We start from the raw sequence: 21,201 nt of genomic DNA, 5'->3' as shown, positions 1-21,201 counted from the left end.
CGGGACTGGAACCACTTATTCCGCGGCGGACTCGGCTTCGGCCGGCTCGCCGGCCAGGGTCGCCATCTCGGCCTCGGTCAGGCCGGTGGCGCTCTTCCGGCGCTGGTTATGGTAGGCCAGACCGGTACCTGCCGGGATCAGGCGACCCACGATCACGTTCTCCTTCAGGCCACGCAGGGTGTCGCGGGTGCCGCGCACCGCCGCTTCGGTGAGGACGCGGGTGGTCTCCTGGAACGACGCCGACGAGATGAACGACTCGGTCGCCAGCGAGGCCTTGGTGATGCCCAGAAGCACCGGCTCCACCTTGACCGGGATCTCGCCCTTGCGGACCAGGCGCTCGTTCTCCTCGATGGCGCGCTGGCGCTCGACCTGCTCGCCATTGAGGAACTTGGAATCGCCCTGGTCCACGACTTCGACCTTGCGCAGCATCTGGCGGATGATCACCTCGATGTGCTTGTCGTTGATCTTCACGCCCTGCAGGCGGTAGACGTCCTGGATTTCCTTGACCAGATAGGCGGCCAGCTCCTCGACGCCCTTCAGGCGCAGGATGTCCTGCGGGCTCGGCTCGCCGTCCACCACGGTCTCGCCCTTCTCCACGTGCTCGCCTTCGAACACGATGATCTGGCGGTACTTCGGGATCAGCTCCTCGTGCTCCTCGCCATCCGGACCCTTGATGATCAGGCGCTGCTTGCCCTTGGTGTCCTTGCCGAACGAGATGATGCCGGACTTCTCGGCCAGCACCGCCGGGTCCTTCGGCTTGCGGGCCTCGAACAGGTCGGCCACGCGCGGCAGACCGCCGGTGATGTCGCGGGTCTTGGACGCTTCCTGCGGGATCTTGGCGACCACGTCACCCACGCCCACGGCGGCGCCGTGCTGCAGGTTCACCACAGAGCGCGGCGGCAGCAGGTACTGCGCCGGCAGGTCGGTGCCCGGGATGTTGAGGTCGTTGCCGTCCTTGTCGACGATGCGGACCAGCGGGCGCAGATCCTTGCCCTGGGAACCACGGCGCTTGGGATCGGTGATCTCGCGCGAGGCCAGGCCGGTCAGTTCGTCCAGCTTCTCGATCACGGTCACGCCGTCGACGAAGTCGATGAAACGCACGAAGCCGGCGACTTCCGAGACGATCGGGTGGTTGTGCGGATCCCAGTTGGCCACCACCTGCCCGGCCTTGACCTCGCCGCCATCCTGCAACTGGATGGTGGCGCCGTAGGGCAGCTTGTAGCGCTCGCGCTCGCGGCCGTGGTTGTCCAGCACCGAGAGTTCGCCCGAGCGCGACACCGCGACCAGATGGCTGTCGGCGTGGGTCACGAACTTGAGGTTGTTGAACTTGACCGAGCCCGTGGTCTTCACCGTCACGTTGTCGATCGCTGCCGCACGCGACGCCGCACCACCGATGTGGAAGGTACGCATGGTCAGCTGGGTGCCCGGCTCGCCGATCGACTGCGCGGCGACCACGCCCACGGCTTCGCCGTGGTTGACCAGGTGGCCACGGCCCAGGTCGCGGCCGTAGCAGTGCGCGCACACGCCGAACGGCGCCATGCAGGTGATGGTGCTGCGCACCTTGATGACCTGCACGCCGGCTTCTTCCAGGCGCGCCGCCCACTGCTCGTCGATCAGGGTGTTGCGGGTGACGAACGGATCCTCGTCGTTACCAGGCAGGAACACGTCCTCGGCCACGATGCGGCCCAGCACGCGATCCTTCAGCGGCTCGACCACGTCGCCGCCCTCCACGATCGGGGTCAGGGTCAGGCCGTTGAGCGTGCCGCAGTCGGTCTCGGTGATCACCACGTCCTGCGCCACGTCGACCAAGCGGCGGGTCAGGTAACCGGAGTTCGCGGTCTTCAGCGCGGTATCCGCCAGGCCCTTACGGGCACCGTGGGTCGAGATGAAGTACTGCTGGACGTTCAAGCCCTCGCGGAAGTTCGAGGTGATCGGGGTCTCGATGATCGAGCCGTCCGGCTTGGCCATCAGGCCGCGCATGCCGGCCAGCTGGCGGATCTGGGCCTGCGAACCACGCGCGCCAGAGTCGGCCATGATGTAGATCGAGTTCATCGACTTCTGGTCGATGGTCTCGCCCTTGGCGTTGACCACCTTCTCGGTGCCGATGGTGTCCATCATCGCCTTGGCCACGCGCTCGTTGGTGCGCGACCAGATGTCGACCACCTTGTTGTAGCGCTCGCCGGCGGTGACCAGGCCCGACTGGTACTGCTGCTGGATTTCCAGCACTTCGGCCTCGGCCTCGTCGAGGATCGACTTCTTCTCCAGCGGGATGGTCATGTCGTCGATGCCGATCGACACGCCGGCGCGGGTGGCGTAGGCGAAGCCGGTGTACATCAGCTTGTCGGCGAACACCACCGTGTCCTTCAGGCCCAGCATGCGGTAGCAGCTGTTGATCAGGCGGCTGATGTTCTTCTTGGTCAGCTCGGTGTTGGCCAGCGCGAACGGCAGGCCTTCCGGCAGGATCTCGCGCAGCAGCGCGCGCCCGACCGTGGTGTCCACGATCGAGGTCTGCTGGCTGCGGCTGCCGTCCTCGGCAACCACCGATTCGGTGATGCGCACCTTGCACTTGGCGTGCAGCTGCACCACGCGGTTGTCGTAGGCGCGCTTCACTTCGGCGATGTTGGCGAACACCATGCCCTCGCCCGCCTTGTTCTCCAGCGCGCGGGTCATGTAGTACAGGCCCAGCACCACGTCCTGCGACGGGACGATGATCGGCTCGCCGTTGGCCGGCGACAAGATGTTGTTGGACGCCATCATCAGCGCACGCGCTTCCAGCTGGGCTTCCAGCGAGAGCGGCACGTGGACGGCCATCTGGTCACCGTCGAAGTCGGCGTTGAACGCGGTGCAGACCAGCGGGTGCAGCTGGATCGCCTTGCCTTCGATCAGCACCGGCTCGAACGCCTGGATGCCCAGGCGGTGCAGCGTCGGTGCACGGTTCAGCAGCACCGGGTGCTCGCGGATCACCTCTTCGAGGATGTCCCACACCTCGGCCTCTTCGCGCTCGACCAGCTTCTTCGCCGCCTTGATGGTGGTGGCGAGGCCGCGCAGCTGCAGCTTGGCGAAGATGAAGGGCTTGAACAGTTCCAGCGCCATCTTCTTCGGCAGGCCGCACTGGTGCAGCTTCAGGTACGGGCCGACCACGATCACCGAACGGCCGGAGTAGTCGACGCGCTTGCCGAGCAGGTTCTGGCGGAACCGGCCCTGCTTGCCCTTGATCATGTCGGCCAGCGACTTCAGCGGGCGCTTGTTGGTGCCGGTGATGGCGCGGCCACGGCGGCCGTTGTCCATCAGCGCGTCCACCGACTCCTGCAGCATGCGCTTCTCGTTGCGCACGATGATGTCGGGCGCGTTGAGCTCGAGCAGGCGGCGCAGGCGGTTGTTGCGGTTGATGACGCGGCGGTACAGGTCGTTGAGGTCGGAGGTCGCGAAGCGGCCGCCGTCCAGCGGCACCAGCGGGCGCAGGTCCGGCGGCAGCACCGGCAGCACGGTCATGACCATCCATTCCGGGCGGTTGCCGGACTCGATGAAGGCCTCGATCAGCTTGATTCGCTTGGTCAGGCGCTTGAGCTTGGTCTCACTGCCGGTGGAGGCGATCTCCTCCTTCAGCTGCGCCATCTCGCTCTGCAGGTCGATGGTGCGCAGCAGGTCATAGACCGCTTCCGCGCCCATCGCCGCTTCGAAATCATCGCCATGCTCCTGGCGCGCCTGCAGGAACTGCTCTTCGGTCAGCAGCTGGCCGCGCTCCATCTGGGTCAGCAGCGGATCGGTCACCACGAACGCTTCGAAGTACAGGATGCGCTCGATGTCGCGCAGGGTCATGTCCAGCATCAGGCCGATGCGCGACGGCAGCGACTTGAGGAACCAGATGTGCGCGACCGGCGAGGCCAGGTCGATGTGGCCCATGCGCTCGCGGCGCACCTTGGCCAGGGTGACTTCGGTGCCGCACTTCTCGCAGACCACGCCGCGGTGCTTCATGCGCTTGTACTTGCCGCACAGGCACTCGTAGTCCTTGATCGGGCCGAAGATGGCGGCGCAGAACAGGCCGTCGCGCTCCGGCTTGAAGGTGCGGTAGTTGATCGTCTCGGGCTTCTTCACCTCGCCGTACGACCACGAGCGGATCAGGTCCGGGCTGGCCAGCGCGATCTTGATCGAGTCGAAGTCGAGCGTCTGGCGCTGCTGGTTGAAGAGGTTCAGCAAATCTTTCATTGGGATTCTCCGGGTCGGGGGCAATGGGTCTGAGCGGGTCGGCGCGGCGTCAACGCCGCGCCGTCGCCAGACTCAGTGCTCCTCGAGTTCCATGTTGATGGCCAGGCTGCGGATTTCCTTCACGAGGACATTGAAGGATTCCGGCATGCCCGCGACCATCTCGTGCTCGCCATCGACGATGTTCTTGTACATCTGGTTGCGGCCCTGCACGTCGTCGGACTTCACCGTCAGCATTTCCTGCAGGGTGTAGGCCGCGCCATAGGCTTCCAGCGCCCAGACTTCCATCTCGCCGAAGCGCTGGCCGCCGAACTGCGCCTTGCCGCCCAGCGGCTGCTGGGTGACCAGCGAGTACGGACCGGTCGAGCGCGCGTGCATCTTGTCGTCGACCAGGTGGTTCAGCTTCAGCATGTGCATGTAGCCCACGGTGGTCTGGCGGTCGAACGCCTCGCCGGTGCGGCCGTCGTACAGCTGGGTCTGTCCCGATTCCGGCAGGTCCGCCAGCTTCAGCATGGTCTTGATCTCGGCCTCGGTGGCGCCGTCGAACACCGGGGTGGCCATCGGCACGCCGTCGGTGAGGTTCTTCGCCATCGCCACCAGTTCGTCGTCGCTGAACTGGGTCAGGTCCACGCGCTCGATGTGGGTCTTGCTGTCGTGGTTGTAGATCTCGCCGAGGAACTTGCGCAGCTCGGCCACCTTCGCCTGTGCGTCCAGCATGCGCTGGATCTTCTGGCCCAGGCCCTTCGCGGCCAGGCCCAGGTGCACTTCCAGCACCTGTCCGATGTTCATTCGGCTCGGCACGCCCAGCGGGTTCAGCACGATGTCGACGGTCTGGCCGTCGGCCATGTACGGCATGTCCTCGACCGGCACGATCTTCGACACCACGCCCTTGTTGCCGTGGCGGCCGGCCATCTTGTCGCCCGGCTGGATGCGGCGCTTCACCGCGAGGAAGACCTTGACCATCTTCAGCACGCCCGGCGCGAGGTCGTCGCCCTGGGTGATCTTGGAACGCTTGTCGGCGAAGCGGCGCTCGAACTCCTTCTGGTGCGCGTCGAGCTGCTTGGCGGCGCGCTCGATGGCATCGGCCGCATCGTCGTCCTTCATCCGCAACTGCAGCCAGTCGGAGCGCTTGATGCCGTCCAGCACCAGCGACGACACGGTGTCGCCCTTCTTCACGCCCGGGCCGCCGTTGGCGACCTTGCCGAGCAGCTGCTCGCGCAGGCGCGCGTAGATCGCGTTCTCGAGGATGCGGAACTGGTCGTCGAAGTCCTTCTTGACGCGCTTGATCTCGTTTTCCTCGATCTGGCGCGCGCGCTTGTCCTTCTCGATGCCGTCGCGGGTGAACACCTGCACGTCGATAACCACGCCGTCCATGCCCGGGGGCACGCGCAGCGAACTGTCCTTCACGTCCGAGGCCTTCTCGCCGAAGATCGCGCGCAGCAGCTTCTCTTCCGGGGTCAGCTGGCTCTCGCCCTTCGGCGTGACCTTGCCCACCAGGATGTCGCCGGCGCGCACTTCGGCACCGATGTAGACCACGCCGGACTCGTCCAGCCGGCCCAGCGCCTGCTCGGACACGTTCGGGATGTCAGCGGAAATCTCCTCCGGCCCCAGCTTGGTGTCGCGGGCCTGCACGGTCAGTTCCTCGATGTGGATCGTGGTGTAGCGATCCTCCTCGACCACGCGCTCGGAGAGCAGGATCGAGTCTTCGAAGTTGTAGCCGTTCCAGGGCATGAACGCGATCAGCATGTTCTGGCCGAGCGCCAGCTCACCGATGTCGGTGGATGGACCATCGGCCAGCACGTCGCCGCGCGCCACCACGTCGCCCACGTTCACCAGCGGACGCTGGTTGATGCAGGTGTTCTGGTTGCTGCGGGTGTACTTGACCAGCGAGTAGATGTCCACGCCGGCATCGTGCTCGCCGGAGATCTCGCTCTCGTTCGCCTTGACCACGATGCGGCCGGCGTCGATCTGCTCGACCACGCCGCCACGACGCGCGTTCACGGTCACGCCGGAGTCGCGCGCCAGCGCGCGCTCGATGCCGGTACCCACCAGCGGCTTCTGCGCGCGCAGGGTCGGCACAGCCTGGCGCTGCATGTTCGCGCCCATCAGCGCGCGGTTGGCGTCGTCGTGCTCAAGGAACGGCACCAGCGCCGCCGCCACCGACACGGTCTGCATCGGCGAGACGTCCATAAAGTGGATTTCGCTCGGCGGCTTCAGCAGGTTCTCGCCCTGGAATCGGCAGGCCACGAACTGCGCGGAGATGTTGCCCTTGTCGTCGCGGGGCGCGTTGGCCTGGGCGATGACGTACTCATTCTCCTCGATCGCCGACAGGTACTCGACGTCGTCGGTGACCTTGCCGTCCACCACCTTGCGGTAGGGCGTCTCCAGGAAGCCGTACTTGTTGGTGCGGGCGAACACCGCCAGCGAGTTGATCAGGCCGATGTTCGGGCCTTCCGGCGTCTCGATGGTGCAGACGCGGCCGTAGTGGGTCGGGTGCACGTCGCGCACTTCGAAGCCGGCGCGCTCGCGGGTCAGGCCGCCCGGACCAAGCGCCGAGACGCGGCGCTTGTGGGTCACTTCCGACAGCGGGTTGTTCTGGTCCATGAACTGCGAGAGCTGCGAGGAGCCGAAGAACTCCTTGATCGCGGCGGCCACCGGCTTGGCGTTGATCAGCTCCTGCGGGGTCAGGCCTTCGGATTCGGCCATCGACAGGCGCTCCTTGACCGCGCGCTCGACGCGGACCAGGCCCACGCGGAACACGTTCTCGGCCATCTCGCCGACCGAACGGACGCGGCGGTTGCCGAGGTGGTCGATGTCGTCAACCACGCCACGGCCGTTGCGGATCTCGCACAGCACGCGGATCACGTCGAGGATGTCGGAGCCGCCGCCCACTTCGTTGCGCAGGCGCACGGACTCCTCGTCCTTGCGGTCGGCGAAGTACTTGGCATCGAACAGCACCGGCGCGCCGGTGACTTCCTTGCGGCCCAGGCGGCGGTTGAACTTCATCCGGCCGACCGTGGACAGGTCGTAGCGCTCGAAGGTGAAGAACAGGTTGTGGAAAAGGTTCTGCGCGGCGTCCTTGGTGGGCGGCTCGCCCGGGCGCATCATCCGGTAGATCTCGACCAGCGCTTCCAGCTGGGTCTTGGTGCCGTCGATGCGCAGGGTGTTGGACAGGTACGGGCCGCGGTCGAGGTCGTTGACCCAGATCGTGCCGACGCTGGCGATGCCGGCCTTGCGCAGCTTCTCCAGGGTGTCGGTGCTGATCTCGTCGTTGGCGGAAGCCAGCAGCTCGCCGGTGGCCGGGTCGATGACGTCGTGCGAGAGGATGCGACCGAGGATGTAGTCGTCCGGCACCGACAGCGCGGCGACGCCCGCGGCTTCCAGCTGCTTGACGTGGCGCGCGGTGACGCGTTTGCCGGCCTCGACGATGACCTTGTCGCCATCGGCCAGGTCGAAGTCCAGGGTCTCGCCGCGCAGGCGCTCGGGCACCAGCTCCAGCTGCACGCCTTCGGACTCGATGTGGAAAGTGTTGATGTCGAAGAAGTCGTTCAACATCTCTTCGTTGCTGTAGCCCAGGGCGCGCAGCAGCACGCTGACCGGCAGCTTGCGGCGGCGGTCGATGCGGGTGTACAGCGCGTCCTTCGGGTCGAACTCGAAGTCCAGCCAGGAGCCGCGGTAGGGGATCACGCGGGCCGAGAACAGCAGCTTGCCGGAGCTGTGGGTCTTGCCGCGGTCGTGGTCGAAGAACACGCCCGGGCTGCGGTGCAGCTGGGAGACGATGACGCGCTCGGTGCCGTTGACGATGAAGGTGCCGTTGTCGGTCATGAGCGGGATCTCGCCCATGTAGACCTCCTGCTCCTTCACGTACTTGATCGCCTTGGTGGACGACTCGCGGTCGTAGATGACCAGGCGCACGGTGACGCGCAGCGGGGCGCCGTAGGACAGGCCGCGGGTGCGGCACTCGCGCTCGTCGAAGGCCGGCTCGCCCAGCTTGTAGCCCACGTATTCCAGCGCGGCGTTGCCGCTGTAGCTGGAGATCGGGAACACCGACTTCAGCGCGGCGTGCAGCCCCTTGTCGTCGCGCGCGGCGGCGTCGACGTGTTCCTGCAGGAACTCACGGTAGGAGTCCACCTGGATGGCGAGCAGATAGGGTACTTCCAGGATCGAACGGCGCTTGCCGAAGTCCTTGCGGATGCGCTTCTTCTCGGTGAACGAATACTGCTTGGCGGTAGTCATGGAGCGTGCGCCTCGTCATGTGCGGCCGCGGGCGGCCAACGGGGGAATATCAAACTGGCAGTGGGAAGTCGCTGGTATTGCCGGCACCAGCACGCCTTCTCCCGCTACTTCCGACTGCCAACTCGAACGGTTCTGGAACGGTTGTTCTACAACGGCCAAAGGCCGGGGACTTTCGTCCCCAGCCTTCGGTGGTCGCCAGCGTGTTCTGCCAGGCGACGCAACAGCGGATTACTTGACTTCGACGGTCGCGCCCGCGGCCTCGAGGTCCTTCTTCATCTTCTCGGCGTCTTCCTTCGACACGCCTTCCTTCACGGTGCCGCCGGCCTCGGTGAGGTCCTTGGCTTCCTTCAGGCCCAGGCCGGTGATCGCGCGAACGGCCTTGATCACTTCGACCTTCTTGTCGCCAGCGGTCTTCAGGATGACGTTGAACTCGGTCTGCTCTTCAGCAGCAGCGGCCGGGCCGGCAGCGGCGACGGCCATGACCGGGGCGGCGGCGGAGACGCCGAACTTCTCTTCGATGGCCTTCACCAGCTCCATCACTTCCATCAGCGACTTGGCGGCGATGGCGTCGACGATCTGCTCGTTGGTCAGGGACATTTCAATTACCTCTGGATATGTTTCGTTTAAATGGGAACGTTGTCAGGATCGGACGCGGATCAGGCCGGTTCGGCCTGCGCCTCGGCTTCGGCCGGGGCTTCGCCACCACCCTGCTTGTCGGCAACCGCCTTGACCGCACGGGCGAACATCGCCGCCGGTTCGGCCAGCACGCGGGCCAGCATGGCAAGCGCCTGGTCGCGGGTCGGCAGCGAGGCCAGGACATCGACGTGGCTGGCCGGGTACTGCTGGCCACCGACGACGACGACCTTGGGCTGCAGCTTGTCGTTGCCCTTGGCGAATTCCTTGATCAGGCGACCGGCAGCGCCGGGCTCCTCGGTCGAGAACGCATACAGCAGCGGACCCACCAGGGAGTCCTTCGCCACTTCGTACTCGGTGCCGGTGACGGCGCGCGCGGCGAGGGTGTTCTTGACAACCTTCAGGAACACGCCCGTCTCGCGGGCCTGCTTGCGCATCGCGGTCATCTGCGAGACCGTGGTGCCGGCGTACTCGGCCGCGATCAGGGAGTGCGCCTTGGCGGCGACTTCCGCCACCTCCGCGACAACGTCCTGTTTCTGGGACAGATTGAGAGCCATAGTCACTCCTACATTGAACGCCGCCCGCGGCTCCTGCCGCCGGCGGTCCTGGGCGATGCCGGTCCGTGGCATCGGGGATGCGGGGCATCCCTGGCGGTGGCCATCCAGATCTGTCTTGATCCAAAACATTTCCAGAAGGGCTGCACCATCTACGCAGGCCCGCCCCCGTAGGGTGCGGATTAAGCGATCCCGCCTCTGGCAACGGCGATTCCATGCCGTGTGAGCATCCCTGCCCGTCGTTGCCATGCGCGGACCGCACCTGCGGTCTTTGACGGCTTCCGCTCGAGGAGTCGAACGGGGCCTTCAAAATTCGGAACCGCCGCGCCGCCGGGGCGACGCGGCGTGGAACATTACTTCAGGGTCAGCGAGGCCTGGTCCACGGTCACGCCGGGACCCATGGTGGAGCTGATCGAGATCTTCTGCAGGTAGGTACCCTTCGAAGTCGCCGGCTTGGCTTTGATCAGGTCCAGCAGCAGCGCCTGCAGGTTGCCCTTCAGCGCGTCGTTCTCGAAGTTGGCCTTGCCGATGGTGCAGTGGATGATGCCGGCCTTGTCGGTGCGGTAGCGCACCTGGCCCGCCTTGGCGTTCTTGACCGCCTCGGCCGGATTCGGCGACACGGTGCCGACCTTCGGGTTCGGCATCAGGCCGCGCGGGCCCAGCACCTGACCGAGCTTGCCGACCACGCGCATCGCGTCCGGAGTGGCGATGACCACGTCGTAGTTCAGGTCGCCGGCGATCATCTTCTCCGCCAGGTCGTCCATGCCCACCACGTCGGCGCCAGCGGCCATGGCTTCGTCAGCCTTGGCGCCGGCCGGGCAGAACACCGCCACGCGCACCGACTTGCCGGTACCGGCCGGCAGCACGGTGGAACCGCGCACCTGCTGGTCGGACTTCTTGGCGTCCACGCCCAGGCGCACGGCCACGTCGATGGCCTCGACGAACTTGGCCTTGCTGTTGTCCTTGAGGATCTTCAGGGCTTCATCGATGGCGTAGGCCTTGCCCGGCACGGTGGCGGCGAGGATCGCCTTCTGTCGCTTGTTCAGTGCCATTGTCTCAGCCCTCCACCGTCAGACCCATGGAACGGGCCGAGCCCGCGATCGTGCGTACCGCCGCGTCCAGGTCGGCCGCGGTCAGGTCGGGTTCCTTCGCCTTGGCGATGTCTTCCAGCTGCGCGCGGGTAACCTTGCCCACCTTCTCGGTGTTCGGGCGCTTGGAGCCCGAGGTCACGCCCGCCGCCTTCTTCAGCAGCACGGTCGCCGGGGTGCTCTTGGTGACGAAGGTGAAGGTGCGGTCCGAGTACGCGGTGATGATCACCGGCGTCGGCAGGCCCGGCTCCAGCTTGGAAGTCGCCGCGTTGAACGCCTTGCAGAACTCCATGATGTTCAGGCCGCGCTGGCCCAGCGCGGGACCGACCGGCGGCGAGGGGTTGGCCTGACCGGCCTTCACCTGCAGCTTGATGTAGCCGATTACTTTCTTTGCCATTGGATTGTCTCCGGGTGCGAACGCCTGGGTTGCAGGCTCCCCATCGGACCGGGATCATCGTTATCGGAGGCGGCGCGTCCCGGCGTCACGCCGCCACCCTTCATTCGTTTGCCGCCGCGCCATCGCCACCCGAAGGCGGCCGACACGCAACCAGCTCCCGCGAGGGAGCCGGCAATGATAACAGGTTTTCGAGGAGCGCCGCCCGCAGGCGGGAATCAGGCCTTCTCGACCTGACCGAACTCCAGTTCCACCGGCGTCGAGCGCCCGAAGATCAGCACCGCCACGCGCAGGCGGCTCTTCTCGTAGTTGATCTCTTCGACCACGCCGTTGAAATCGTTGAACGGGCCGTCGACCACGCGGACCATCTGGCCCGGCTCGAACAGCACCTTCGGCTTCGGCTTCTCCACGCCGTCCTGCACGCGCTGCAGGATGGCGTCGGCCTCGTCGTCGCGGATCGGCAACGGGCGGTCGGCGGTGCCGCCGATGAAACCCATCACCTTCGGGGTTTCTTTGACCAGATGCCAGGACTCGCTGTCCATGCGCGGGATACCGTCTTCGGTATGAGTCGCGATCTGGACCAGCACATAGCCCGGGAAGAACTTGCGCTCGGAGCGGCGTTTCTGGCCGCCGCGCATCTCCACGACCTCTTCGGTCGGAACCAGCACTTCGCCGAAGCGCTCCTGCATGTCCATGCGCACGATGCGGTCACGCAGCGCCTGCGCCACCGACTTCTCGAAGCCGGAATAGGCGTGAACCACGTACCAGCGCTTGTGGACTTCGGAATTGCTCACTGAGGTCTCCATCACGAACCGAGCAGCGCCTTCACGACGAGCTGAATCACCCAGTCGAAGGCGGCGAGGATGAGGCTGATGATGATGACCGCGGCGATCACGACCCACATCGTACGGGTGGCTTCTTGCCGGGTCGGCCAGACCACCTTGCGCAACTCGAAGCGGGACTCCGAGAGGAAGTCGCGGGTCCGATGCCCCTTGGCCGTGGCGAAGAAGGCAACGCCACCCAGCACCAGCCCGGCCACGATCGCCAGGATGCGAACGCCGGACGGCCAGGAACCCTCGAACCAGTAGTAAGCGAAGATGCCCGCGGCCACCAGCAGCAGGGCCGCGGCGTACTTGGCGATATCCCCGGCGCTGGCGGACTGGGTAGGCAGCGTATGGCTGGTCAAAACGTCATCCCTCTACAGGGAATCCACGACGGGCTTCCCGCGATTGGCACGCCAGGAGGGACTCGAACCCCCAACCTGCGGTTTTGGAGACCGCTGCTCTGCCAATTGAGCTACTGGCGTATCGAAAAACTTGTTGCTTCCGAAAAAGGCAACGGCGGCTTGCGCCGCCTGCCCTGGCCTCGACTTGCTTGGCGGCTCGTCGAAGCTGGATCCCCGCCTTCGCGGGGATGACGTCCGGGCCAGCCGCGCGCCGTAGCGCGCGGGGCCTCACGTCACTTGAGGATCTTCGCCACCACGCCGGCGCCGACGGTGCGGCCGCCTTCGCGGATCGCGAAGCGCAGGCCTTCGTCCATCGCCACCGGGTTGATCAGGCTGACCACCATCTTGATGTTGTCGCCCGGCATCACCATCTCCACGCCTTCCGGCAGGGTCACCGCACCGGTGATGTCGGTCGTGCGGAAGTAGAACTGCGGGCGGTAGCCCTTGAAGAACGGGGTATGACGGCCGCCCTCGTCCTTCGACAGCACGTACACCTCCGCCTCGAACTCGGTGTGCGGGGTGATCGAACCCGGCTTGCACAGCACCTGGCCGCGCTCCACGTCGTCACGCTTGGTGCCGCGCAGCAGCAGACCCGCGTTGTCGCCCGCCTGGCCCTGGTCCAGCAGCTTGCGGAACATCTCCACGCCGGTCACGGTGGTCTTCTGGGTCGGACGGATGCCGACGATCTCGATTTCGTCGCCCACCTTGATGATGCCGCGCTCAATGCGGCCGGTCACCACGGTGCCACGGCCCGAGATCGAGAACACGTCTTCCACCGGCATCAGGAACGGCATGTCGATCGCACGCTCCGGCTCCGGAATCCAGGTGTCCAGCGCGTCCACCAGCTTGATGATCGCCGGCACGCCGATCTCGCTCTGGTCGCCTTCCAGCGCCAGGCGGGCCGAACCCGCGATGATCGGGGTGTCGTCGCCCGGGAAGTCATACTTGGAGAGCAGCTCGCGCACTTCCATCTCGACCAGTTCCAGCAGCTCGGCGTCGTCCACCATGTCGGCCTTGTTCAGGAACACGACGATGTACGGCACGCCCACCTGGCGCGACAGCAGGATGTGCTCGCGCGTCTGCGGCATCGGGCCGTCAGCGGCCGAGCACACCAGGATCGCGCCGTCCATCTGCGCCGCACCTGTGATCATGTTCTTCACGTAGTCGGCGTGGCCCGGGCAGTCCACGTGCGCGTAGTGGCGGGTCGGGCTCTCGTACTCCACGTGCGAGGTCGAGATCGTGATGCCGCGCGCCTTCTCTTCCGGCGCCTTGTCGATCGCGTCGTACGCGTGGAACTGGCCACCGAAACGCTCCGCGCCCACCTTCGTCAGCGCCGCCGTCAGCGTCGTCTTGCCGTGGTCCACGTGACCGATCGTGCCCACGTTCACGTGGGGCTTGGTGCGCTCGAACTTACCCTTTGCCATGGCTGCGTCTCGCTGGGTTTGCCTGCCAAGGCAGGCGTGGGATTGCGAAAAATGGTGCTCACGAATGGAATCGAACCATCGACCTCCTCCTTACCAAGGAGGTGCTCTACCGACTGAGCTACGTGAGCAGGTTGTACGACAGGACCGCGCGCTGAAAGCAATGGTGGAGCGGGAGACGGGAATCGAACCCGCGCTAGTAGCTTGGAAGGCTACAGTTCTACCATTGAACTACTCCCGCGCCGGGAGTCCTGCCTTGCTGCACCCCCGGCTGGTAAGGCCGGCGGCTTGACTCATCAAATTGCCGACCCCGCAAGCGGACCCGGAACTGGTGGAGGGAGGTGGATTCGAACCACCGAAGGCGTAAGCCAGCAGATTTACAGTCTGCCCCCGTTGGCCGCTTGGGTATCCCTCCGTGCTTTCCTCGTTGAAAGACGGCGAAGCCCCTCAAAGAGCCCGTTATTCTGGCCGTCACTTTCGATTGTGTCAACGGCTTTTTTGCAAAAAGATCCGGATCCCGCTCCCTCCGTGGCGGCGGCCCGTGCACGGCTCCCCTCCGGGCCCGGCCGGTTCAGACGTTGAAGCGGAAATGCAGGATGTCGCCTTCCTGCACGCGGTATTCCTTGCCTTCCAGGCGCAGGCGCCCCGCGTCGCGGGCGCCGGCTTCGCCGCGATACCTGATGAAATCGTCGTAGCCGATGGTCTCGGCGCGGATGAAGCCCTTCTCGAAGTCGGTGTGGATGACCGCCGCGGCCTGCGGCGCGGTGGCGCCGGCCTTGACCGTCCACGCGCGCACCTCCTTGACCCCGGCGGTGAAATAGGTCTGCAGGCCCAGCAGCGCGTAGGCGGCCCGGATCACCCGGTTCAGGCCCGGCTCCTCCAGCCCGAGGTCGGCGAGGAAGGCATCGCGATCGGCGTCGTCCAGCTGGCTGAGCTCCTCCTCGATCGCCGCGCACACCGGCACCACCTGCGCCCCTTCCGTCTGCGCGCGGGCACGCACGGCCTCCAGGTGCGGGTTGTCGGCGAAGCCATCCTCGAGCACGTTGGCGACGTACATCACCGGCTTCAGGGTGAGCAGGAAGAGCTCGCGGATGACCGCCTTTTGATCTTCATCCAGCGCCACCGTGCGCGCCGCCTTGCCCTGGTCCAGCGCGGCGCGCAGCTTGCCCAGCACCTCGATCTTCGCCTTGGCATCCTTGTCGCCGCCCTTGGCCACGCGCTCGTAGCGGGCGATCGCCTTGTCCACGGACTCCAGATCGGCCAGCGCCAGCTCGGTGTCGATGGTCTCGATGTCGGCGATCGGGTCGATGCGGTTGCTGACGTGGATGACGTCGTCGTTCTCGAAGCAGCGCACCACGTGGCAGATCGCATCCACCTCGCGGATGTGGGCGAGGAACTTGTTGCCCAGACCCTCGCCGCTGGCAGCGCCGGCCACCAGTCCGGCGATGTCGACGAACTCCACCGCGGTCGGTATCACCTTCTGCGGACTGATGATTTCGGCAAGCGCGCCCAGCCGCGGATCCGGCACCGGCACCACGCCCACGTTCGGCTCGATGGTGCAGAACGGGAAGTTGGCGGCGGCGATGCCAGCCTTGGTCAGCGCGTTGAACAGGGTGGACTTGCCGACGTTCGGCAGCCCGACGATGCCGCATTTGATGCCCATGGGGGATCCGTGGTTCGGGGATTCGTGATTGCCGATTCGACGCTTCCGCCGAATCGGCAATCACCAATCGCCAGTCACGGCGCCGGCGTGTGCAGCCGGGTCATCGCATCCATGTAGTTGCCCTGCACCGCCAGCGGCAGCACTTCGGCGGCATTGCCGATCGCCCGCAGGATCAGCGCCTCGTCGGCCGCGCCGGGACGGCCCAGCACCCAGGGCGTGACCTTGTCCTTGTGGCCCGGATGGCCGATGCCGATGCGCAGGCGGTGGAACTTGCCGTGGCCAAGCAGGCGGATGGTGTCGCGCAGGCCGTTCTGGCCGCCGTGGCCGCCGTCGAACTTGAGCCGCGCCACGCCGGGCGGCAGGTCCAGTTCGTCGTGCACGACCAGCATTTCCTCCGGCTCGATCTTCCAGTAGCGCAGGGCCGCGGTGATCGACTTGCCGCTGGCGTTCATGAACGTGGCCGGCCGCAGCAGCCAGACCGGCTGGCCGGCAACTGAAACCTTCGCGGTTTCGCCGAAAAGCCTGCTTTCCAAGCCGAAGCGCACGCCGTCGGCCTGCGCCAGCGCGTCAATAAACCAGAACCCGGCGTTGTGCCGGGTTCGGGCGTGTTCGGCACCGGGATTGCCCAGCCCGACGATGAGGCGAAGACCAGCCATCGGATCGACCCCGCGCCCGCGGCGTCATCCCCGCGCCAGCAGGGATGACGCGCGGAGCAGGCTTACTTCTCGTCCTTCTTGGCGGCCTTGGTCGCCGGCACTTCGGCGGTTTCCGGCGCAGCCGCCTCTTCCACCTCTTCCTTGCCGTGCTTGGCGACCACGACGGCGACGTCGTACTCCTTGCCCAGCTTCAGCGCGGGGATTTCCACGCCGGCCGGCAGCTTGAGGGCGGACAGGTGCACCACCTGGCCGATCTCCAGCGCGGACAGGTCGACCTCGATCGCCTCCGGCAGGTCCTTCGGCAGGCAGCTGACTTCCACTTCGGTCAGCTCGTGCATGATGATCACGCCGCCGGTCTTGCCGGCCGGCGACTTCTCCTGGCCCAGGAAGCGCAGCTGCACCTTGGTGCGCAGCGCCTGGCTGGCGTCAACGCGCTGGAAGTCCAGGTGCATGATCAGCTGCTTGTACGGATGGCGCTGCATGTCGCGCAGGAGCACCTGCTCGACCTTGCCGTCGACGTCCAGGTTCAGGATCGACGAATAGAACCACTCGTGGTGGCTGGCGAGCCAGATCTGCTCGTGCTCGATCTGGATGGCCTGCGGCGCGGCGCTGCCGCCGTAGACGATGGCCGGCAGCTGGGCGGCATGACGCAGGCGGCGGCTCGCACCCTTCCCCTCGACATTGCGGCTGGTGGCCTTGATGGTGTGTTCGGACATGGGAATGACTCACTTCTGTTGCGATGGAACCGCCTCGCGGCGGTGGAGGCACTCACCCGCGACCAGGTGAGTGGGGGTGCGCCGCCGGCAAGCCGACGACGCGGATGGGATCAGTCGACGTACAGCGAGCTGACCGATTCGCCGAACGCCATGCGGCGGATCGTTTCGGCCAGCAGTTCGGCCACGCTGAGCTGGCGGATCTTGCCGCAGGCTTTGGCTGCCGGCGACAGCGCGATGGTATCGGTCACCACCAGTTCGTCCAGCGAGGACTTGTTGAGGTTGTCCATCGCCGCGCCCGACAGCACCGGGTGCACGCAGTAGGCCACGACCTTGCGCGCACCGCGCTCCTTCAGCGCGTTGGCGGCGGCGCACAGGGTGCCGGCGGTGTCGACGATGTCGTCCACCAGCACGCAGGTCTTGCCCTCGACGTCGCCGATGATGTTCATCACCGTTGCGACGTTGGCGCGCGGGCGGCGCTTGTCGATGATGGCAAGGTCGGCGTCGTCCAGGCGCTTGGCAATGGCGCGCGCGCGCACCACGCCGCCGACGTCCGGCGACACCACGATGACGCCTTCGGTGCCGTGCACGCGCCAGATGTCGGCCAGCAGCAGCGGCGAGGCGTAGACGTTGTCCACCGGGCAGTCGAAGAAGCCCTGGATCTGGTCGGCGTGCAGGTCAACGGTGAGCACGCGGTCGGTGTCGACCGCGCCGAACATCTTGGCCGCCACCTTGGCGGTGATCGGCACGCGCGAGGACCGCGGGCGGCGGTCCTGGCGGGCATAGCCGAAGTACGGGACCACCGCAGTGACGCTGGCGGCCGACGCGCGCTTGAGCGCATCGATCAGCACCAGCAGTTCCATGAAGTTCTCGGCGCTCGGCGCGTTGGTCGGCTGGATGACGTACACCTCCTGCCGGCGCACGCTCTCCTCGATCTCAACCTGCACTTCACCGTCGGAGAAGCGGCTGATCAGGGCCTTGCCCGGGCGCACCCCCAGCTCGCGGCAGACCGCGTCGGCCAGCGGCTTGTTGGCGTTGCCCGAAAAGACCAGCAAGTTGGGGTTGTCCTGCATTGTGGTGGCCGCGTTGGAGGACGATGGACGACGCGCGCAAGCGCGGGTTGGCAGGGGCGGAAGGATTCGAACCTACGAATGCCGGGATCAAAACCCGGTGCCTTAACCACTTGGCGACGCCCCTAGTGATGCTGCTCCACTGCATCCAGCAGCGGCGACCGTTCCGCGCCGCGCGCCAGCCAGGCGTTCATGCCCGGCGGCAGCGCCGCCAGCGCCGCTTCGGCGGAACCGCGATCCGCGAATTCCACGAAACAGCCGCTGCCCGAACCCGTCAGACGCGGCGTGCCGACGCGCGCAAGCGCCTCGAACGCGGCCTCGACGGCGGGTTCGCGGCGACGCAGCACCGGCTCGAACGCATTGCCGAGCACAGTCCCGGAAAGGAAGCCCGCTATTGTCACGGGTGGCGCATCGCGCGTCAAATCAGGGGCTTGGAACAGGGCCGCGGTGGCCGCGTGCACGTCCGGCGAGGCCAGTACGTACCAAGCCGACGGGAGCTGGATGGGCGTCAAGCGCTCGCCGACTCCTTCCGCCCACGCATTGCGACCCCGCACGAACACCGGCACGTCCGCCCCCAGCCGCTGCCCCAGCAAGGCCAGTCGCGCTTCGCCGAGCCCCAACCTCCACAGGCGGTCGAGGGCGACCAGGACGCTGGCCGCATCGGACGAGCCGCCGCCGAATCCGCCCCCCATCGGAATTCTCTTCTCGATCCTTATATCGACACCCTGAGCGCATTTGGCTGCATCCTGCAGCAGGATGGCGGCACGAACCGTCAGGTCGTCGGCCTCGGCGACACCCGCGGTGCCGGCGCCGGCGCGGGCCACGACGCCGTCGCGGCGCGGGCGCAGGAATACGGTATCGCCCCAATCCAGCAGCCGGAACACGGTCTGCAATTCGTGGTAGCCGTCGGCACGGCGGCCGGTGATATGCAGAAACAGGTTCAACTTGGCCGGTGCCGGCCAGGCCGTCCAGCCATCGGCCCGGTCGAAGCCGTTCACTGGATCGCCCACTGGTCCACCACCAGGCGCACCCGATCCTCGCCGCGGCGGGCTTCGATCCTGCCCGGCAGGGCGGGGCCATCGGAACTGCCGCGCCAGCCGTCGTATTCCACCGTCCAGCCGTCCTGTTCGATCCGCCGCGGCAACAAATCCACGCCGTAGTCGATCCGCGCCGGGCCGAGCCCGGCCGCCGCCGCGCCGCGCACCCAGCAGCCGAGGGCGGCCACCGGGATATCCCAGCCGGTGGCGTCGCGCAGCAGCCGCGCGGGGTCGGAATCGCTGATGGGGGACCCGGCGATGCCCTGCAGCTCGGCGCCGCCGGCGTCGACCTCCAGCACCCAGCTCTGCCGGGTCACCGGCGCCGACAGCTGCAGGCGCTGCGCGCCCGCCGCCTGCGTCCATTCGATCCGGCCGCTGCCGCCCTGCCTGCCGTTGGACAGGGCCACCCTGCCAACCAGCGACCAGGCCGGCGCGGCGCAGTCGCCGCCGGCCAGCCCCAGGGCATCGATCCGCGCGCGCTGGGCGGCATCGCCGGCGAAGGCGTCGCCACTCGCCGGCGGCGGCAGCGAGGCACAACCCGCCAGCGCCAGCGCCAGCAGGATGCAGGCCGCCCGCCTCACGCCCCGGTCTCCCGCAGGGCCCGCTGCAATGAACGGTTGTCCGGATCCAGGCGACGCGCCTCATCAAAATATCTGCGCGCCTCGTCCCGGTGCCCCAGCGCCCAAAGCACCTGACCGAGATGGCTGGCGATATCCGGGTCCTTCTGCAGGGCGTAGGCATGGCGCAGGTGGTCCAGCGCCTGGCGCGGCTTGCCCAGCCGGAACAGCACCCAGCCGTAGCTGTCGATGATCGCGGCATTGCCCGGTTCGGCCACGCGCGCACGGTCGATCAGCTCCAGCGCCTCGCGGTAGCGGTCGGTGCGGTCGGCCAGGGTGTAGCCCAGCGCGTTGAGCGCGGCGACGTTGTCGGGCTCGACCACCAGCAGGCGGCGCAGGTCGGCCTCGGCCTTGCCGATCTGGTCGAGCCGCTCCCACATCAACCCGCGCGCGTACAGCAGCACCGCGTCATCCGGAAAGGCCGCGAGGCCGCGCGCGTAGGCATCCTGCTCACCCTCGGCATCGCCGCCCTTCTGGCGCAGCTCCGCCTCCAGCAGGTAGCCGTCGCGACGCTCGTCGTCGTCCAGCCCGGCGTCGGCCTGGATGGCATGCACTGCATCGTAGGCCTCCTGCGGGTGACCCATCGCATGCAACACGCCGGCGGCGCGCAGGCGGGCGGCGCCCTGCATCCGCTCGCCGGGCACGCGGGCATACCACTCCAACGCTTCCTCGTAGCGTCCAAGGAGTTCGGCCAGCTGCCCCAGCAGCAGCCGGCGCACGGGGTTGGGCTTGGTCGCACCGCGCTTGACCTCGTCGTACAGCGCAGCCAACCCGGCCTTGTCGCCGGCCTTGTCCAGCAGTGCGGCGCGGCGGGCGTAGGCCGCTTCGTCCTGCGCGCCCGCGGCCAGCACCTGCGCGGCCTTGCCGGCATCGCCCAGCGCATCGTATTCGCCCGCCAGTGCCCAGCGCAGCGGAGGCGGCAGTTGCGCCGGCTCGCCCAGCGCCGCCAACGCCGCGCGCGCCTCTTCCAGCTTGCCCCCCTCGCGCAGCAGCTGCGCCCGCAGCAATGCCACGCGCGGCTCTCCCGGGAACAGCGCCACCACCCGCTGGACGATGTGGTCCACCAGTTTCGGCTGATCCAGCCGCTGCGCCAGCCCGCCGAAGCCCAGCCACGCCTGCAGCTGGTGCGGCAGGGCATCGCGGGACACGATGTCCTTGAGCATCCTCACCACCAGCGCCTGCTGGCGCCCGACCGCGCCCACCAGCGCCGTCAGCGCCGGCCGCCAGCCCTCCGGTTCGGCCAGCAGGGCCCGCAGCTCGCGTCGCGCATCGCGCTTGTGGCCGGCGCGCAGGGCCAGGCTGGCGGCGACCATCCGCGCCTCCAGGCCCCGCTGCGGGGCCAGCGCCTGCCAGGTGCCGTAAGCCTCGCGGGCCAGCGCATCCTGGTCCGCCAGCAGGGCGATGCGGGTGGCCCGCTCGGCCAGGACCGGATCCCTCGCGGCGCGCGCGGCGTCCAGATAATGCCGGGCCGCCTCCGGCAGCAGCCCGGCCTGCAGCGCGAACTCCCCGGCGAGGCTGGCCTCCAGCGGATCCACCTGCGCCGGCGCCGCGGCCGGATTGCCGGCAAGGGCCCCGGTGCAGGCCAGCAGAGCGCCGAGCAGCGCAGCCAGCGGAAACGTGCGCGAACCGGAGCGTTGCGGATTGGGCATGGCAAGGGCCGGTACAATTGACGGTCGGGCCCGCAGCTTAGC

The 21,201-nt window shown here is 67.2% G+C and carries 16 protein-coding genes and 5 tRNA genes; all 21 read right to left on the bottom strand.

The window, feature by feature from the left end; all coding sequences use genetic code 11:
- Positions 1-15 precede the first annotated feature (15 nt).
- Entirely contained in the window at positions 16-4,206 is a 4,191-nt protein-coding gene (gene rpoC / locus SPK54_RS02080; RefSeq protein WP_330946284.1) for a DNA-directed RNA polymerase subunit beta', read from the bottom strand.
- Positions 4,207-4,278: 72 nt separating this feature from the next.
- Positions 4,279-8,439: a DNA-directed RNA polymerase subunit beta gene (rpoB, locus tag SPK54_RS02075; protein ID WP_330946283.1), complete on the bottom strand. Its 4,161-nt coding sequence runs from the start codon at positions 8,437-8,439 to the stop codon at positions 4,279-4,281.
- Positions 8,440-8,667: 228 nt separating this feature from the next.
- On the bottom strand, positions 8,668-9,036 hold the full coding sequence (gene rplL, locus SPK54_RS02070; protein ID WP_330946282.1) for a 50S ribosomal protein L7/L12: 369 nt from the start codon (positions 9,034-9,036) through the stop codon (positions 8,668-8,670).
- A gap of 59 nt (positions 9,037-9,095) precedes the next feature.
- A complete protein-coding gene (gene rplJ, locus SPK54_RS02065) occupies positions 9,096-9,629 on the bottom strand; it encodes a 50S ribosomal protein L10 (protein ID WP_330946281.1) in 534 nt (177 codons plus the stop codon).
- A 350-nt stretch (positions 9,630-9,979) separates the two neighbouring features.
- Positions 9,980-10,678, bottom strand: a complete 699-nt coding sequence (rplA, locus tag SPK54_RS02060; RefSeq protein WP_330946280.1) for a 50S ribosomal protein L1 — start codon at positions 10,676-10,678, stop codon at positions 9,980-9,982.
- A gap of 4 nt (positions 10,679-10,682) precedes the next feature.
- Positions 10,683-11,111 carry a 50S ribosomal protein L11 gene (gene rplK / locus SPK54_RS02055; RefSeq protein ID WP_330946279.1) on the bottom strand — a complete coding sequence of 143 codons (429 nt, stop codon included), beginning with the start codon at positions 11,109-11,111 and terminating at the stop codon, positions 10,683-10,685.
- Positions 11,112-11,326: 215 nt separating this feature from the next.
- Positions 11,327-11,902, bottom strand: coding sequence for a transcription termination/antitermination protein NusG (gene nusG, locus SPK54_RS02050; protein WP_330946278.1), 576 nt, complete (start codon positions 11,900-11,902; stop codon positions 11,327-11,329).
- 11 nt (positions 11,903-11,913) lie between these two features.
- Positions 11,914-12,294: a preprotein translocase subunit SecE gene (secE, locus tag SPK54_RS02045; protein ID WP_330946277.1), complete on the bottom strand. Its 381-nt coding sequence runs from the start codon at positions 12,292-12,294 to the stop codon at positions 11,914-11,916.
- A gap of 44 nt (positions 12,295-12,338) precedes the next feature.
- Positions 12,339-12,414: transfer RNA gene (locus tag SPK54_RS02040), tRNA-Trp, on the bottom strand.
- Positions 12,415-12,566: 152 nt separating this feature from the next.
- Complete coding sequence (gene tuf, locus SPK54_RS02035) at positions 12,567-13,757, bottom strand: elongation factor Tu (protein WP_330946276.1); 1,191 nt, start codon at positions 13,755-13,757, stop codon at positions 12,567-12,569.
- 52 nt (positions 13,758-13,809) lie between these two features.
- A tRNA-Thr gene (locus SPK54_RS02030) sits at positions 13,810-13,885 on the bottom strand.
- 36 nt (positions 13,886-13,921) lie between these two features.
- Positions 13,922-13,995 (bottom strand) — tRNA-Gly (locus SPK54_RS02025).
- An 88-nt stretch (positions 13,996-14,083) separates the two neighbouring features.
- A tRNA-Tyr gene (locus SPK54_RS02020) sits at positions 14,084-14,169 on the bottom strand.
- A 156-nt stretch (positions 14,170-14,325) separates the two neighbouring features.
- Positions 14,326-15,417, bottom strand: coding sequence for a redox-regulated ATPase YchF (ychF, locus tag SPK54_RS02015; RefSeq protein ID WP_330946275.1), 1,092 nt, complete (start codon positions 15,415-15,417; stop codon positions 14,326-14,328).
- A gap of 74 nt (positions 15,418-15,491) precedes the next feature.
- Entirely contained in the window at positions 15,492-16,073 is a 582-nt protein-coding gene (pth, locus tag SPK54_RS02010; protein WP_330946274.1) for an aminoacyl-tRNA hydrolase, read from the bottom strand.
- Between the two features lie 62 nt (positions 16,074-16,135).
- Positions 16,136-16,789, bottom strand: a complete 654-nt coding sequence (locus tag SPK54_RS02005; RefSeq protein ID WP_330946273.1) for a 50S ribosomal protein L25/general stress protein Ctc — start codon at positions 16,787-16,789, stop codon at positions 16,136-16,138.
- A gap of 110 nt (positions 16,790-16,899) precedes the next feature.
- Complete coding sequence (locus tag SPK54_RS02000; RefSeq protein WP_330946272.1) at positions 16,900-17,859, bottom strand: ribose-phosphate diphosphokinase; 960 nt, start codon at positions 17,857-17,859, stop codon at positions 16,900-16,902.
- Positions 17,860-17,907: 48 nt separating this feature from the next.
- Positions 17,908-17,983, bottom strand: a tRNA-Gln gene (locus SPK54_RS01995).
- Positions 17,982-18,854 carry a 4-(cytidine 5'-diphospho)-2-C-methyl-D-erythritol kinase gene (gene ispE / locus SPK54_RS01990; RefSeq protein WP_330946271.1) on the bottom strand — a complete coding sequence of 291 codons (873 nt, stop codon included), beginning with the start codon at positions 18,852-18,854 and terminating at the stop codon, positions 17,982-17,984. The genes SPK54_RS01995 and ispE overlap by 2 nt, the downstream gene beginning before the upstream one ends.
- Positions 18,851-19,474, bottom strand: a complete 624-nt coding sequence (lolB, locus tag SPK54_RS01985) for a lipoprotein insertase outer membrane protein LolB (RefSeq protein WP_330946270.1) — start codon at positions 19,472-19,474, stop codon at positions 18,851-18,853. The genes ispE and lolB overlap by 4 nt, the downstream gene beginning before the upstream one ends.
- A complete protein-coding gene (locus SPK54_RS01980; protein WP_330946269.1) occupies positions 19,471-21,159 on the bottom strand; it encodes a tetratricopeptide repeat protein in 1,689 nt (562 codons plus the stop codon). Before SPK54_RS01980 ends, lolB begins: the two co-directional genes overlap by 4 nt.
- Positions 21,160-21,201 lie beyond the last annotated feature (42 nt).

Origin of the sequence: Thermomonas sp. LB-4 (assembly GCF_036409385.1) — a bacterium.
GTDB lineage: Bacteria > Pseudomonadota > Gammaproteobacteria > Xanthomonadales > Xanthomonadaceae > Thermomonas.
The sequence above is the reverse complement of the archived record's forward strand: the minus strand, read 5'-3'. Positions and strand labels throughout refer to the sequence as shown.

What these genes read in the sequence shown, in the direction of transcription:
- pth (WP_330946274.1), bottom strand. Translation starts at nt 16,073, where the DNA reads ATGGCTGGTCTTCGCCTCATCGTCGGGCTGGGCAATCCCGGTGCCGAA.
- SPK54_RS02005 (WP_330946273.1), bottom strand. Translation starts at nt 16,789, where the DNA reads ATGTCCGAACACACCATCAAGGCCACCAGCCGCAATGTCGAGGGGAAG.
- rpoB (WP_330946283.1), bottom strand. Translation starts at nt 8,439, where the DNA reads ATGACTACCGCCAAGCAGTATTCGTTCACCGAGAAGAAGCGCATCCGC.
- SPK54_RS01980 (WP_330946269.1), bottom strand. Translation starts at nt 21,159, where the DNA reads ATGCCCAATCCGCAACGCTCCGGTTCGCGCACGTTTCCGCTGGCTGCG.
- rpoC (WP_330946284.1), bottom strand. Translation starts at nt 4,206, where the DNA reads ATGAAAGATTTGCTGAACCTCTTCAACCAGCAGCGCCAGACGCTCGAC.
- rplA (WP_330946280.1), bottom strand. Translation starts at nt 10,678, where the DNA reads ATGGCACTGAACAAGCGACAGAAGGCGATCCTCGCCGCCACCGTGCCG.
- rplJ (WP_330946281.1), bottom strand. Translation starts at nt 9,629, where the DNA reads ATGGCTCTCAATCTGTCCCAGAAACAGGACGTTGTCGCGGAGGTGGCG.
- tuf (WP_330946276.1), bottom strand. Translation starts at nt 13,757, where the DNA reads ATGGCAAAGGGTAAGTTCGAGCGCACCAAGCCCCACGTGAACGTGGGC.
- SPK54_RS02000 (WP_330946272.1), bottom strand. Translation starts at nt 17,859, where the DNA reads ATGCAGGACAACCCCAACTTGCTGGTCTTTTCGGGCAACGCCAACAAG.
- ychF (WP_330946275.1), bottom strand. Translation starts at nt 15,417, where the DNA reads ATGGGCATCAAATGCGGCATCGTCGGGCTGCCGAACGTCGGCAAGTCC.
- rplL (WP_330946282.1), bottom strand. Translation starts at nt 9,036, where the DNA reads ATGTCCCTGACCAACGAGCAGATCGTCGACGCCATCGCCGCCAAGTCG.
- rplK (WP_330946279.1), bottom strand. Translation starts at nt 11,111, where the DNA reads ATGGCAAAGAAAGTAATCGGCTACATCAAGCTGCAGGTGAAGGCCGGT.